This is a genomic window from Rhizobium sp. P2_G2, from assembly GCF_056403555.1.
The window spans coordinates 1-13,823 of the sequence record NZ_JBFUFF010000138.1; the positions used below are offsets into that span (position 1 = coordinate 1).

The following is a 13,823-nucleotide window of genomic DNA, read 5'->3' on the forward strand; positions in this document are numbered from 1 at the left end:
GATCAGCTTGAGCGAACTAACGCTTCATGATCTGGTGCGGCGTCACCACACACTTAAGGCTGGGCTGGAATATGGGCTGCCGACGTGACCTTATATTCGTAGCTTCCGTTTGGGCGCCGGCGCCGTAAAGCCTGGGTGAAAATCAGCCAGACGCCGGCTATGTCTCTGCGAGGCCAAAGGACGAGAGTATATTCCCAACGGCCGACTGAAGCAGCTTCACGATCGGAATTGATAGCCATCGATGTATTCCGTTGATATCAGAGGCTAACCAGCTCAACGATATTGAGCTTTAGGTATATTTATAGCACAGAAAAGTAAATTTGACTTACAGTAATTCACTAAGTGTCTAACGATCTAATCTCATGATCACGGCGTTGGCCCGCTGTTGCTACCGCCACGATTGCTGCGTTTGGAAATGGGAAGCAACCCGATGCCTGTACCGCTGTCCTCGCCGAGTAACGGGGCGGCATTTGAATTGTCCACGTGTGACCGGAAGCGGCTTGATGACCGATAGAGACCTCGGCAATGGCCCTTCTGGCTGGGAAATCGCGCGGCGAGCGCGCCAGCTGAGCCCCGTCCTCCCGGTGGTCTACATGAGTGGTGCAAGTCACGCTATCAGGCAAGGCGGCATTCAGCGGCACCGGCAATGCGCTTGCCAATCACATCACCGGCAATGTGGGCGCCAACAAGCTCAGTGGTCTTGCCGGTGCTGATACCCTGGCGGGCGGTAAGGGCAGTGACACGCTTTATGGCGGGGCGGATGCAGACCGTTTCGTCTTCAAGGCGGGCGACGGCGCCGACACGATCAAGGATTTTGATGGCAAGGGTTCGGACCACGATGTCATCGATCTCAGCGACGTTCGGGGCTCACGAATTTCGCCGATCTCAAAGCCCATCATATGGAGCAGTCCGGTTCATCGGTGGTGATCGACTTTACCGCTCACGATTCCATCGCGCTGGACGGCCTGAAACTAAGGGAATTAGCCGCCGCCGATTTTATTTTCTGAACCTGGGTCCGCATTTGAGAACCGCCAACGTTCACTACAGCGTCCAATAAACCATCCCCGCCCCAAGGGGCAGGGTACCCGCCACCCGATCAGTTGTCGTCTTCGGCCGCATCGCTTTATGCGAGGCCGCGTTCAAAAAGTCACTTCAAGACTATGTCACAAAATTACAATTCGCCAAAACGTCAAAAGCCGCACAGAACAAAATGTGTCGATAGGTCGCGATCTCCACCGAACGGTGGAAGACGGTTCTGATGCCTGATCTACCGTCACGCCTGAGCTTGGCAAGGGCTGCACGATGGACGAATCCGATCCTTCTGTCAGAAAATGCCGATGAGCAGATAGACAGCGACCCGCCGCAGTCTTTCCGCGCTGACTGAGTCCAACTTAAGCCGGATGACGCCACGCAAACCGAATTGAAGGAGTTTGAAGGGCTGACTTTCGACACATTCCAACAATGGCATATCCTTGGAGGCAAATGTGTTCGATGCAACCATCAGGGACGGGTGAACAAATACGACTTAATGAAGCGTTGGGATGACCATTATCTAATCACACTCCAACCGCTACTTCGATGCACGAAGTGCCAAAACAAGGGCGACAACAAATGGATCGTCGGGCGAATGCCGCGCGACTGAGAGCCGATGCCCAAAATGTCGAACTTTCCGATACTTCGTGCGCCTAAGAAAAAGTCCGCGACTCTGTTGCCGCGATTTGCGTTAAAATATCCTCGATGGCGCCGGCCGGCATACCGGCATCGTTTGGCTGTTTGCCATCGCCCGCATCACTTGCATCCCGGGTGAAATCAAATTGCCGAATGATTTCCCGCAGGAATTTTGGAGAAGGCCAATTGTTTGGATGAAAATCGTAGACCTGCCCGACGATTTGCCACCTTTGTTCGGATAAGAACAAATCTCTGAATATCCAAATCCCAACCGCATCGCGAGGTTCGGGCGCAAGGTACGTATCGCCATCAGGCATAGTTGGGTGTATTTTGTTATAAAAATATCCGATCAATACTTTTCCGCCTTTTGCCACTCCCGCGACCACGCCAAGGCAAAAGCCCTTTCCATCATTGAGCGGAATAGCAAAAACATCACCCAACTTGTATGGCAGCTTACGCATCAGCAGGAGTCTCCTTCGCACTACAAACATCTGCCAAGAAACAAAGTTCGCGCCGCAAAAAAATTCTTTTTCTTGTTTGCAAAGGCCTCAAGCCTTCGAATGGAGACATTCGCTTGCCTCACATTCCGGGCGCAATTAGTTTATCTCATGGCTATGTAATAAAATGACTGCTTTTTTAGATATGGTAAATACGATAAAGGGCTGCCTTCTTGTACTTGCTGTACATGTGCATTTGGCTATTCGAGATTTTTCAGTTTCGGGTTAAGCCTTCGGCTTGACACACTGGCGCGCCTCAATCGGATATTTGCAAATAGCTATATCCGACGGAATAGGCGCAAGGGCATATGATAATAGTAATCGCGCCGACTTTGGCGAAAAGGCAATCCATACCAATGGTCATATCGCGCATCGTCATCACGTGCTTGTTTTCGGCAGTCGCAAGCATGTCCGGCACCCTCTCCGCCACAAACCTCTGATAACCAATTGAAATAACACATATGTTTTTGAATATCTGGAAGTCTTTCCCACTTTATTTCCCACTTCCTACGTTTTCGATGTCATGTCGAGCAGCACTGCCCTACTCCCGGTCGGCACCCTTTCCAGCATACCCTACCTTCGAGTTCGGTAGCAAAACAGCAGCTAGTCAGACCTCTAGCTGCTCTTCCTAACGATCCAGGCACTTTCGACCTCCTCGAACATGAATGCCGCGTTCATTTGCGGTTCAGTGCACAAGAGTAGAACCGGATAAGAGCGGTCGAACAATCCCGCCAATCTCAGGAGAAAATTCGATGAAGAAACTCGCAATCGGCGCGATTGCTGCCGTATTTGCTACCCTATCGCTGTCCACGGTCGCCGACGCACGTCCGAATTGGCGTCATGGCTGGAATCATAGCGGCATGCACCACGGCTGGAACCATAGTGGATGGCGCGGCGGCTGGCATCACGGTTGGCGCCATGGTGGTTGGCATCGCGGACGTTGGGGCTGGCGTGGCGGTTACTGGGGCGGTCCGCGCCTGGTTATCGGCGTCGGTCCCGGCGCGTGCTACGTCAAGAAAGTTCGCCACCTCGACCACGGGCATGTGTGGGTAAGTCGCGTTCGCGTCTGCCGCTAAATCTGGCTCAGCCCGGCCTACATCAAGTCGGGCGCTCGCAGAGGAATCGCCGATAGGAACATTGAGTTTCTGTCGGCGTTGCCGCACATGAGAGATAATCAAGGACCTGGTCAGCCTTTCATCGTTTTCATATGTTTGGCACTTGTGGTTGCCTCCTGTTGTTTTGCCGCCTTGTACCTCATCTTTTTTCAAGGCGCACACGGATATTGAAACGCCGCCCGCAATACAGCGAGAACATCGCCAGACTGCGCCGCGAGTCTTAGCTTTCGGAACATGCTCCTTCAGCTTGCGTTTGCAGTTCATGGGCACCGAGAAGAATGATACTCACTACGTTGTGGCGATGTTTGCCGCAGTTGCCGCAATCGCGTTTGCAGTGCTCCTGGTAGGGGCTGTAGTCGTTCATACTCAAGGGAAGCCATTCTTCATGGTGCCCGGATAGCCTCCCGCTACCGAGCCAGTGGGGCCGTAGTCCTACACTGACCTCCGTTATTCTCCATGTTTGTACGATCCCCACGGATCTGCCGAACTGCTACCTTCACTGGCCAGGCGGAAGTTCCTGTGCGCGATGCAGGCGCGCTACACTATCGCACATGAATATTCAATTCCGCGGCAACAAACGCCCGCTCCGCCCGCTTTTGTTGGAACCGGATGCGAACGGGACTCGTTGCGGCCATGCCATCAACGAGGATCCAATTATGTTCACACGGCCGATACCGACTGCAAGCGACCTCCAAGATCAACTCACCGACCTCAAGGGTGAAATCCTGGAATTGTCCCGGGCGCTATCTGCCACGGCAGGTGATGCGGCTGATCGCTCCAAGCCGACGATCAATCAAGCCGGCGACATACTTCATGATTTTGCGGACACTGTTCGAGGTCAAGGCCAGGCCTTGGCTGGGGCTGCCTGGGATAACCCCGGTAAGACGACATCGATCGTGTTGAGCGCAGCCCTTGTCGGGCTTGGCCTTTGGTGGCTTGTCGACGCCACGTCCAGCGGCTCAACTTCTTCGCGTTGGCGTTCCTGATGGGTAGAACGGGATTCCAACTCATCATTGGCGCACTGGTGGTGGTCTTAATTCTGTTGGGGGCCTACATTTACCGCGAACAGAGCAAGCCGGGGATAGAGATCAAGGCAAATCAAGACGGCCTCTCGATAAAGAAAAACTGACAAAACTGACGCCTGATCGGCGAAGGGCCGACGCATCGGCGTAGTTACCGAGATAATTGGTCATTTGCGGTTCAGGCGGTTTTTGCGGATTTTCTGGATCATCTTTGCGAAATGCAAAACAGCCAGCATTAGATAGACAGACGCTGCAATCGAAAGAATGGCCATCGTCCCATAGGGAACTTCCGTCGCCGCTCACTTCTCTTTCTTTGAGCCTTTGGATATTCGGGCGGCTATCGATCGAATAAACCTATATACGACAATTGCAGCGCGCTTGATCAGCCGGCATTCCCAGGCACCGGGCCGATCCGCGAGTGGCTCGCGCAGCCGATGCCGATTTATCACCAGCACCGGCAGGACCACGAAAGCCAGGATGAATACGATTACAGCTGCTGCGACAGCGTCTCTCATGCAGCCACGCCTGAGAGCTTGCGGAGCAGAATGGTCCTTAGATGCCCCTCGAAAACAAAGACGGGCTTCGTGTCGCCGACTGGGACGCAACGGAAGCAGCGCCCTTCCCTCTTCGAATTCCTTTCGGGATCGTAGACGATATCCCAGATCAGCCGGCTCTGTTGGGGACCTTCGACTTCGTATCTGCCATCGCCGGCAAACTCGACTATCCGGGCCGATATTTCGCCCTCAAGGTCGGTCCAGATAGCGTTTGAGAGCCACATGCTTGCCGAAACGCGCTCCTGATGACCAAGCGCCGCATAGGCCGCGGTCGCGCGTATCTTGACCGCGATCCCGTCCATCGTGGCGGCGCGATGCTCGACGAGGCGGAGGATGACTTTCCGCAATTCGCTTTCCGCAGACCAGTAATCGTTGAGCGCGGCTTCGAGACCGGACGTCTTGACGGCTGCGTCAATGTCAGTTTCGAACTGGACCGCGGCCTTCCGGAGGCTCCTAACCCGAGGTGAATTGATCAACGCTCCGGACTCAATGCACTGGTCGATCATGTAGGAGTAGACTCTCATGAGGCGGAAGCCGTTGTTTGCCCGCATATCCGCGCCCTTGGGACTGGTTGGGTCTTTGAAAACTTCCATCACGGGCCGGTTGGCGTCTCGTCTATGCTCCTGCGCAACCAATCCGTCGCCGCGTGGCGCTATTGCCCGGTATGCTTCCTGGAAGCCAGTCAGCCGATCCGATACGGCGAGGAAGTGGGCGTGGGCTTCATCGAAGACCTTGCCCAGCGCAATCAGGTCGGCGTCTACCGGGCCGCGGACGACGGCTTGGGCGGCAGTGGCGCCGCTGAGAGCAGATGCGACGGCAAGAGCGCCAAGAAATGAACGACGAGTCGTTTCCATCACAGCACCCCCTTTTTGGAGAAAGCATGGGCGGCACACATGGCGTAATTATTGATCTCGCCCATGAAGCCGATAATGATCCCGCGCGCTTTGTCCCCGCTGGCGACCATGTCGGCGACAATCCAACCCAAAAGGCATTGATTGCCATTGGTAGGAAATTCGCCGACATGCTGGAGATATAGTTTGCCAAGCTGCCGCCCTAGTTCGCAATCGGCGCCGTAAGAGCCGGATGACTGGACATCCCAATAGTGGATGCCGCCACCCTCTTTGCTCGATCTGAGACGCAAGAATGGCAGGGCATTCAACGGGTGGTCGGCGCTCAACTCCTTTCCGCGGGGGGACTTCGCTTTGTTTGCGCTTCGCACGATGGCAGAAGCGGGAAATCGGATGATGTTCGCAGCTGTATTTTGCTCCTGCATCCTTCCCATCGTCATGCCCTCCCCGCGAAGAGGGCCGGCGCAGCCTTGAAGAGAATCGCCGCAAGCTCTTCTTCCAATGCGACCAACTCGCGGTGGATGTTGTGAGCGAAGCCCTTGTATTTCAGAGCATCGATCTCAGCGCGGATGGCCCGGGCTTCCGGGATCAAGGCTTCCAGCACCTTGAGAGCGGCTTCGGCTGCCGCACGCTTAACCGAGCGCCAGGCCTGCTTGAGGGCGCCGGAGAACGAGCCGTCATGGATGCCGCGTTCGAATTGCCAGTCCGCATAGGTGGCATGAATGCGCCGATAGATCGCCCATGCCTGGTTCATGATTTCGGATTTGTTGAACATTTTCTTGCTCCATCGTACCAAGGATGATACTTAGGTAGCACGTCTAGAACGCAAGTTCAATACGCACGGATTGAAAAAGATACGCAGGTACCATTAATGGCCGTTACAGCCGAACAATTGAGAGCCGCGCGAGCACTGGTGAAGATGGAACAGCGGGCTTTAGCCGACGCGGCTGAGGTTCCTGTGCAAACTCTGAAGCGCTACGAGGGCGGTTCTGGACCGCTGACAGGCAACTATCAGAGCATCTCATCACTAATCAGGGTGCTCGAGGAAAATGGCGTCATCTTCCAAGCCGATGGAGACATTACACCCGGCGGCCCGGGGGTCCGGTTACGGTCGCCCCATGGTGAACAGATTGAAACCGGGAAGAGTACAGCCGGTCCCGGGGTTACCGGCGGCTAGAATTGGAGCTTTGATCTCCGTGCGGTTGACCGGGGTGGATGGTCGATTTCTATTCGCGAGTTCCTACGAGACTCGATTTCCGATTGCAACTGTGCTTCGATAACTCCCATGTGGCTGGGAGGGCGACATGGTCAACATTGAAGTTAGGGGCCGCTACCCCATTGATATCCAGAATTCGGACTTCGGTGGCTTCGCTCGTGGAACAATCACCGCGGAAGATTCCAGCCGGATAATACTCGATTATGGGCATGGACAGACGACTGATTTTCGGGGACATGACTTCAGGTTCGATTCGAACGGCAAGCTCGTGAGCGGAACGATTACCGGCTGGGCGGACTATGATGGAAATTTCCGTTACTTTTCGGTCGATGGATTTTCCCTTTCGGCTCAGGCCCTCAAAAGCGTCGTGATGACGGTCAACACCCATGACGATTTCAAGCTCATCGAAAAGCATCTGTCCGGCCACGACACTTTCTCTGGAGGCATGTCCAATGACCGTTGGAGCACATACGGCGGCGCCGACATCTTGTCCGGCGGAGATGGTAACGACACCCTGGATGGCGGCGACGGCAAAGACCGATTATACGGTGGCTTCGGCGGCGATCATCTTACGGGTGGGCATGGCAACGATACATTCGTATTCAAGAGCGCGAATGAGTCCGAGCCAAACTTCGGCATGGATACGATTGTCGACTTTTCCAGGGGCGACAAGATAGATTTGCGGGCTATTGACGCCAACAGCTTCACGCTGAAAAATGAAGCATTCAAATGGATCGGACAGGACCAATTCTCAAACCAGAGCACTGGCGGCGGGGAACTGCGCTTTGAATGGCGCGGAGATAAAACGTACGTATTCGGCGATACCAACGGCTTCAAAGGCAACGACTTCGTGATACGGCTTGATCATCACATTGATCTAACTTCTCACGACTTCATTCTCTGATCCCATCACCATCGCTACCCCCCGCCCGCCGATCCCTCAGGCAGACTGCGACGCCGGGCCGAATTGGTCTTCCCATTCCCATTCGCGTTCCGTGTACAGATGAGCTTCAATGGTTACGTCGGCACGAAATTGATTTGCGTGCTCGGCAAGTAAGCGCTGAGCAGCCTTCTCAGCGGCATCTCGGCTTTTACAGCGCTCGTGAAATCGCAGGATCGTCTCGTAAATGTTTTCCTTGAACCGCATCACGTCGACAGCCGCATACCATGTGCCTTTGTTGCGCTGGCGCTGTTGTTCGATCGTCAACCGATTCTCCGCCATCTCGCGAACCGCGCGATAGAGCTGCTTGTAATCGGGGTCTTCTTTTGCGCGCCGGCCTGTCTCGTCGACAAGGCTTTTGAGGGCCGGAATTTTGAGGTTGGAAAGCTTGTAATTCACCATTGAAATCGATTTGTCGAATTCCTCGATAAACTGTCGCGCGTCCCATGTCAGAGTCTTCTGGCGCTTGGAAACGCCCTGCACGAACTTGATGCTATCGGCGCGCGTTGTCGGCCATAAATCTCGTGTGATGCGGTCAATCTCGGCATTGCTCGGCTCCCATCGGAATTTTTCCTGAAGCTTTTTCTTGCTGATCTCCGGTTGAATTGAAATGACGTTATCGGTCTTCTGGCTGCCTATCGTCATCTGATCGAGAACAAGACTGAACGACTCCCGGCTGCCCTTGGTGATGTCACCCCCCTCGTCGAATAGCCAGACAGAGCCTTCGGCGCGCACAAGCTCGTTGACCTTTTGCCCATCAACATCAAGTACCACCATCAAGATTTTCTGGCTGGTTCCTGCAAATTGAGGCAACGCGTCCCTTCCGTGGACCAGGCCCACAACAACTCTCTCCGAGAGGCGCACTGGCTCAGCGTCATCGACGAACAAATAGTGGCGAAATCCTACTCCCATAAATTCCTCCATCGAATAGGCGTGCGAATATGTTGCCGGGAGATGGATGATCTCCAAGCTTCACGCACTAATTTCCTCGCCATGATCGAATCATCTTTGAACGCGCGGAATCCGTCAAGCGAAATCCCGAACGATTGTCCGGTCGGTCGCAAAAGGCGGCGAATGCTTGCGTCTTGACTCCTTCGCACCATATGCGAGTGTGCCGCGGCGGCTCAGGCGTAGGGTCGGGAAATGAGTGATACTTACGAGCGGGAACAAGAACTGCGTGAATCGAAATAATTCTAGCTGACAGAATAAATTCCGGGGGCCGGAGGGGCGGGTTAAAAGATGTCTAAGAACGATTCTTATTTATTAGACGTGTATAGACTTGACGATGGGCTCGCAATATTTCAGTTGCAAAAATGGGACAATAAGCAAAAGAAATATGAGGCGGTAGTGACTTCTAAGGGCGGCTGGGATGACGCCATACCTTGGAGCGCGGGTAATTATACATCGTCGTTAATGACAAAAAATCATTGGAAATATGATAAAGACAAGACGCCGGTTTGGGAGTTGCATGGAAGCTTTCCATACCGTGAGAATATTGAAATGCATATTTGGAATTCCACACATCCCAGCTGGAGTTCGTTCGGCTGCCTGGTAACAACGTCTAAGTTCCTAAAGAGCGTTCACAAGGAAATAGGTGATGCCAATCTTGCAATAAAGGTCGAAGGATTTGACGCGAACCTACATTTAGCGCTGGATGCTTCGCCAATCTCCGTGAAAGAGGGAGATGATTTTAAACTAACTGTTCATTTGAATGGGGATGACACGGGCGTCTCGAAAGACTGCTGGGTCTTGGTCAAGCAAGTCAACATCGATAATCAGGCGAATGCCACTTATGGGGAGACAGATGACTTCTGGTTTGATTACTCAGATGCCAGTAGCATCAGAAGCCTTAAGGGTATGCACAATGACGCAGACAGAAAGCATGTCACCACAATTACGGACGACCGTTTGTGGGTGAAAATACCCGCTGGTCAAACTTCTGCAACCATTACTGTGCATACAAACGTTGATGCAGGCGATTCTGCGCAAATAGAGTACGCAAGATTTCAAATCTCGGATTATCTTTTTTATAGCCCGAATTCTAAACAACCGAATCGTTTTTACTCTGATTATTTAGGCACCTATAACAATGGACCTGGAAAGATTTTGCTCCAAGGAGGAAATCCTTACACGACCGTCCAGATTAATGGACAGCCTCTCCCCAATTTAACGGACCTGGCATTCACTATTACCGGAAAAGACGATTTATCCAACGCGTATTACGGCAACAGAGGGGACCGCTACCATTGGATTTTTACCGATTTCAACTTTCAATGTGATCTCAAGATATATGATAATACTGGTGTTTATGCCGTTTTGCCGTCTGTCAGAGGCTATCAGGCAGTAGGTGATTTTACCATCAGTTCACAGTCAGACCATGTGATTCACATCGAAGTAACTGATGGCCGCCCACCTAACAGTGATCCATTTGATTGGGGGCTCAACTGTACGAGAACTTTTGCATATCCGTCCCTTAGCAATGGCAATGACGGGGGCGTGGATCATGCTGAGCCACAGTAACCGTCCGATTGATGCCGCCTGCCCGAGTTCGCCGCGCTGGGGTAAGACACGTGTTTAACGACGTCGTTAGCGACGTGTCTTATGCGAGGTTATGCGGTGCGGGTGGAAATTCTTGGTCAGGAACGGCGTCGTCGCTGGGATGATGGTATCCATACGGGCAAGGCCGCGGAATTGGATCGCGCGCAGGTGCTCGGGCTGATGTATGGTGAGGCTGTCGCTCAGGCGGCGAACCGAGAAGCCGGGTTCTCGGCCTGTCGTAGGCTTTTCCATTGCCAAGGCAGCAATTCGTGCAGGCGGGAGACGGGGAGATCGGCGATGCGGGCCAGCACGTCGGCGAGCCAGGCTTTCGGGTCGATGTCGTTGAGGCGGCAGGTCGTGATGACGGTGAGCATAACGGCGGCACGATCGGCCCCGCGCTGGGAACCGGCGAAGGTCCAATTTCGCCTTCCCAATGCGATACCTCTGAGCGCTCGCTCGGCGGCATTGTTGGTGAGACAAATCCGGCCATCGTCCAGAAAGCCGGCAAAGCCATCCCAGCGTTTGAGCATGTAATCGATCGGCTCGACCACCTCGGAGGCTCTGCTGAGCGTGGCGCGTTCGCGTTTGAGCCATTCGTGCATGTCGTCGAACAACGGCTTGCTGTTTTCCTGCCGCGCGGCCCGGCGTTCTTCGGCGCTCAATCCATTGATCTGCCTCTCGATCTCAAACAGCGCGTCGTAGCGTTGGACAGCCTCCAGGGCGATCGGTGAGATCGGCTTGCCTTTGCGTTTGTGATCGCGGGCATTTTTCTGGATATCGGCCAGTTCAAAGAATTTGCGCCGTGCATGCGCATGGCAAAAGGCAAAGGTGATCGGCACCGCTTTCTTCTCAGCAACACTGAGCGGCTCGAAACCATTGTAGCAATCGCTCTGCAGAATGCCGCCATACCCGGCCAGGTGCTGCTGCGGATGCTCGCCGCGCCGGTTGCTCGACGCATAATATATTGCTGCCGGCGGCGGCGCTCCCCCAAAGGGCCGGTCATCGCGCACGTAGGTCCATATTCGCCCGGTGGTGCATTTGTCTTTGGCCTGGATGGGAATGGTGGTGTCGTCGCCAAAAAGCCGCTCGGCCGCAAAGACATGCGCCTCGATCAGATGAAAGACTGGCATGAGGGCGGCAGTCCCAAACCCGACCTGGTCGGCCAGCGTCGAGGTCGAAAGCTCGATGCCCTCGCATTTGAACCTTGTGCTTTGGCGGTTGAGCGGACTGTGCATGCCGAACTTGTCGAACAGGATCGTCGCCAAAAGATGAGGGCCGATGAAGCCGCGCGGCGTGGCATAGTAGGGTGCAGGCGGCTGGCTGATCGCCTCGCAGTCACGGCAGGTGAACTTTTCCCGCACCGTCTCGATCACTTTGAACCGGCGCGGAATTTCCTCCAGCGTCTCGGTGACGTCCTCGCCCAGTTTCGACAGGCGCGATCCACCGCAGCATGCACAGGTAGCCGGGGGATCGATGATCACGCGCTCGCGCTCGATATCCTCCGGCCAGGGCTTTCGCACCGGCCGTTTGCGCGCAAACAAGCGCACGCTCGATGCCCTGGCGGCCGCCGCCTGAGCAGCAACCTCATCCTCCGTCGCCGCCATTACCAGCTCTTCGAACTGCAATTCCATCTGGTCGATCAGGCGCGCCGTGCGCTCGGAACGTTGGCCGCGCAGTTCGCGCTTGAGCTTTTCGATCGCCAGTTCCAGACTGGCGATCAGGGCCTCGCTGTCCGACAGCATGGCCTGTGCATTGGCGGCTTGCGCCACCGCAATGTCGCGCTCGGCGACGACGCTATCGCGCTCCGAAAGCAGCGCCAGATAGGCGTTCGCAAGGTCTTCGGGAAGTTCGGCAGGCTTTGTAGTCATCAAGCCATTCGATCAGATTCACTCAATATTTTCAATGCAATAATACTATCCGACCTTCGTCGGACGCCAGGTTTCCTGCGGGTTTCGCCAGTCGATCCCAGACAGCAAATAAGATAGCTGTGCAGGCGATATCGCCACCGCGCCACCTTCGGCGGAAGGCCAGACGAACCGGCCGCGGTCCAATTTTTTCGTGAACAGGCAACTGCCCTGGCCGTCACTCCAAATCACTTTTATAAGCGATCCGCTGCGCCCTCGAAAAACGAAAAGGTTTCCATCCAGCGGGTTCAGTTTCAATATCTCCTGCACCCGCAGCGCAAGCGATGGAAACCCACATCGCATGTCGGTATGACCCGTCGCAATCCACACCCGCACATTTTGACCGGATGGAAGCGAGATCATCGCAGCGTTTCCACCCCGCGCATGATCCGAAGCAGCGCATCGACATCAACGTCGCGATCCACAATCACCCGCCTGCCATTCGACGCAACAACCTCGATGCGACCTTCGTTTGATGATGAGCTTGCCTTGCCCGCCAACGGCTCCGTCGTGATAACCGCCGGGATAAATCCCTCAACTGCGTCGATCGTTTCCATGTCACCCAACTCGCCCGCACGGGCGAGCCTGCGCCATTCATAGAGCTGCGAACGGGAAATCCCATGCCGCCGCGCCGTCGACGTACACAATCCCGGCTCCAAAAGGCTCTCCGCGACAATCCGCAGCTTTGCCTCTTTGCTGAAACGGCGACGCCGACCAGTGTCGACAATCTCAAGCCGGTTTTCGTGATGACGGTGCGTAATGATGTCCATACCCACAGTCAGCTACGTTTCCGCACACTTCTCAAGGCGGCCTTGCCCGTAGGGGTACGCAATTTCTCTCGATGCCACTCGGCAGCCATGTTTGCATTTGCATATTCGTGAAAACATGGAGTGCCCAGGGTCCAATGAAGCAGGCTCGCGTCCGGATTTTCCCCGAACTCGTCCGGGAGCCAATTCCATTCTTTTGGCAGCGATCCGATCAGGCTGTCGTCAAGCCAGGTAAAGCGGTGAAGTGAGGCCCCTGTACCGCTCATGACGAAGTCCGGGGTCACGGCGGCATTTGCCGGATGCCCACAATTCCATAAGACCACACTTGACCAGTTCTTTCTCGGATAATCCGCGTTCTCGGATCCAAGGTATTTCCGGGGCGATCTTGTCCGGTAATCGTGCTGGACGCATATCCTACGGAACGACCTTGAGATTGACCTCTGGCTGACGAAACCCTGGAGTGACGTGAAGCACCTTCAGAGACCATTGCCAGACGACGAGCTTGTCCGGCTGGAGAGCGTCCGTAAGGCCGCTTGAGTTTCGCAGCAAGGATCTGCATCGACGTTTCATCTTCGGCGGCCAGCTTCAGGATGAGGTTGTCGGCCAGACTGGTAATGGCGACTGCGATTTCAGCCGCGTTCCAGCCGTGGTCGCAGGCCTTGTCCACCAAGACAAGAAGTCATCTTCGAGCGCCTCCTCGCAATCAAGCAAGCGGTCTTCGTAAGGCATCAAGCGTCTTGGCGGGTTCATGGAC

15 protein-coding genes and 1 pseudogene are annotated in these 13,823 nt (G+C 54.7%); 7 read left to right on the top strand and 9 right to left on the bottom strand.

Annotation, left to right across the window (positions count from 1 at the left end; genetic code table 11):
• The first annotated feature begins 597 nt into the window (after window positions 1-597).
• Window positions 598-927, top strand: coding sequence for a hypothetical protein (locus AC1D06_RS38670; RefSeq protein WP_477884119.1), 330 nt, complete (start codon window positions 598-600; stop codon window positions 925-927).
• A gap of 758 nt (window positions 928-1,685) precedes the next feature.
• Here AC1D06_RS38670 and AC1D06_RS38675 read toward each other — a convergent pair.
• Window positions 1,686-2,129 (bottom strand): Imm26 family immunity protein, encoded by a 444-nt coding sequence (locus AC1D06_RS38675; RefSeq protein ID WP_477884121.1) that lies wholly within the window; start codon window positions 2,127-2,129, stop codon window positions 1,686-1,688.
• A gap of 788 nt (window positions 2,130-2,917) precedes the next feature.
• Here AC1D06_RS38675 and AC1D06_RS38680 point away from each other — a divergent pair.
• From AC1D06_RS38680 to AC1D06_RS38690, 3 genes are all read left to right on the top strand, one after another.
• Window positions 2,918-3,241 carry a hypothetical protein gene (locus AC1D06_RS38680; RefSeq protein WP_477883014.1) on the top strand — a complete coding sequence of 108 codons (324 nt, stop codon included), beginning with the start codon at window positions 2,918-2,920 and terminating at the stop codon, window positions 3,239-3,241.
• A 590-nt stretch (window positions 3,242-3,831) separates the two neighbouring features.
• Window positions 3,832-4,266, top strand: coding sequence for a hypothetical protein (locus AC1D06_RS38685; protein WP_477883015.1), 435 nt, complete (start codon window positions 3,832-3,834; stop codon window positions 4,264-4,266).
• On the top strand, window positions 4,266-4,409 hold the full coding sequence (locus AC1D06_RS38690) for a hypothetical protein (RefSeq protein WP_477883017.1): 144 nt from the start codon (window positions 4,266-4,268) through the stop codon (window positions 4,407-4,409). Before AC1D06_RS38685 ends, AC1D06_RS38690 begins: the two co-directional genes overlap by 1 nt.
• Before the next feature lie 404 nt (window positions 4,410-4,813).
• Here the strand turns inward: AC1D06_RS38690 and AC1D06_RS38695 are convergent, their stop codons facing one another.
• The 3 genes from AC1D06_RS38695 to AC1D06_RS38705 are packed head-to-tail and all read right to left on the bottom strand — an operon-like array spanning window position 4,814 to window position 6,479.
• Entirely contained in the window at window positions 4,814-5,710 is an 897-nt protein-coding gene (locus AC1D06_RS38695) for a hypothetical protein (RefSeq protein ID WP_477990879.1), read from the bottom strand.
• Window positions 5,710-6,144 (bottom strand): hypothetical protein, encoded by a 435-nt coding sequence (locus AC1D06_RS38700; protein ID WP_477990880.1) that lies wholly within the window; start codon window positions 6,142-6,144, stop codon window positions 5,710-5,712. Before AC1D06_RS38700 ends, AC1D06_RS38695 begins: the two co-directional genes overlap by 1 nt.
• Window positions 6,141-6,479, bottom strand: coding sequence for a hypothetical protein (locus AC1D06_RS38705; protein ID WP_477990885.1), 339 nt, complete (start codon window positions 6,477-6,479; stop codon window positions 6,141-6,143). The genes AC1D06_RS38700 and AC1D06_RS38705 overlap by 4 nt, the downstream gene beginning before the upstream one ends.
• A 96-nt stretch (window positions 6,480-6,575) precedes the next feature.
• On the opposite strand from AC1D06_RS38705, the pseudogene AC1D06_RS38710 reads away from it, so the two are divergent.
• Together AC1D06_RS38710 and AC1D06_RS38715 are read left to right on the top strand one after the other, a co-directional pair.
• Window positions 6,576-6,815: pseudogene (locus AC1D06_RS38710) on the top strand (XRE family transcriptional regulator); the annotation flags it as partial.
• A 193-nt stretch (window positions 6,816-7,008) separates the two neighbouring features.
• Window positions 7,009-7,824 (top strand): calcium-binding protein, encoded by an 816-nt coding sequence (locus AC1D06_RS38715; protein WP_477990881.1) that lies wholly within the window; start codon window positions 7,009-7,011, stop codon window positions 7,822-7,824.
• A gap of 36 nt (window positions 7,825-7,860) precedes the next feature.
• On the opposite strand, the gene AC1D06_RS38720 is transcribed toward AC1D06_RS38715, so the two are convergent.
• On the bottom strand, window positions 7,861-8,772 hold the full coding sequence (locus tag AC1D06_RS38720; RefSeq protein ID WP_477990882.1) for a hypothetical protein: 912 nt from the start codon (window positions 8,770-8,772) through the stop codon (window positions 7,861-7,863).
• 327 nt (window positions 8,773-9,099) lie between these two features.
• Here AC1D06_RS38720 and AC1D06_RS38725 point away from each other — a divergent pair, with 327 nt between their 5' ends.
• On the top strand, window positions 9,100-10,380 hold the full coding sequence (locus AC1D06_RS38725; protein ID WP_477990883.1) for a hypothetical protein: 1,281 nt from the start codon (window positions 9,100-9,102) through the stop codon (window positions 10,378-10,380).
• 218 nt (window positions 10,381-10,598) lie between these two features.
• Here AC1D06_RS38725 and tnpC read toward each other — a convergent pair whose 3' ends face one another.
• The 4 genes from tnpC to AC1D06_RS38745 all read right to left on the bottom strand — a co-directional run bounded on the left by tnpC (window position 10,599) and on the right by AC1D06_RS38745 (window position 13,739).
• The gene (gene tnpC / locus AC1D06_RS38730) at window positions 10,599-12,266 is read right to left on the bottom strand and encodes an IS66 family transposase (protein WP_477877308.1); all 1,668 of its coding nucleotides are present in this window, start codon (window positions 12,264-12,266) and stop codon (window positions 10,599-10,601) included.
• Between the two features lie 45 nt (window positions 12,267-12,311).
• Window positions 12,312-12,665 (bottom strand): IS66 family insertion sequence element accessory protein TnpB, encoded by a 354-nt coding sequence (gene tnpB, locus AC1D06_RS38735; protein WP_477877309.1) that lies wholly within the window; start codon window positions 12,663-12,665, stop codon window positions 12,312-12,314.
• Window positions 12,662-13,072, bottom strand: coding sequence for an IS66-like element accessory protein TnpA (gene tnpA, locus AC1D06_RS38740; protein WP_477877310.1), 411 nt, complete (start codon window positions 13,070-13,072; stop codon window positions 12,662-12,664). The genes tnpB and tnpA overlap by 4 nt, the downstream gene beginning before the upstream one ends.
• Window positions 13,073-13,349: 277 nt before the next feature.
• Window positions 13,350-13,739, bottom strand: coding sequence for a hypothetical protein (locus AC1D06_RS38745; protein ID WP_477990884.1), 390 nt, complete (start codon window positions 13,737-13,739; stop codon window positions 13,350-13,352).
• Between the last annotated feature and the right edge of the window lie 84 nt (window positions 13,740-13,823).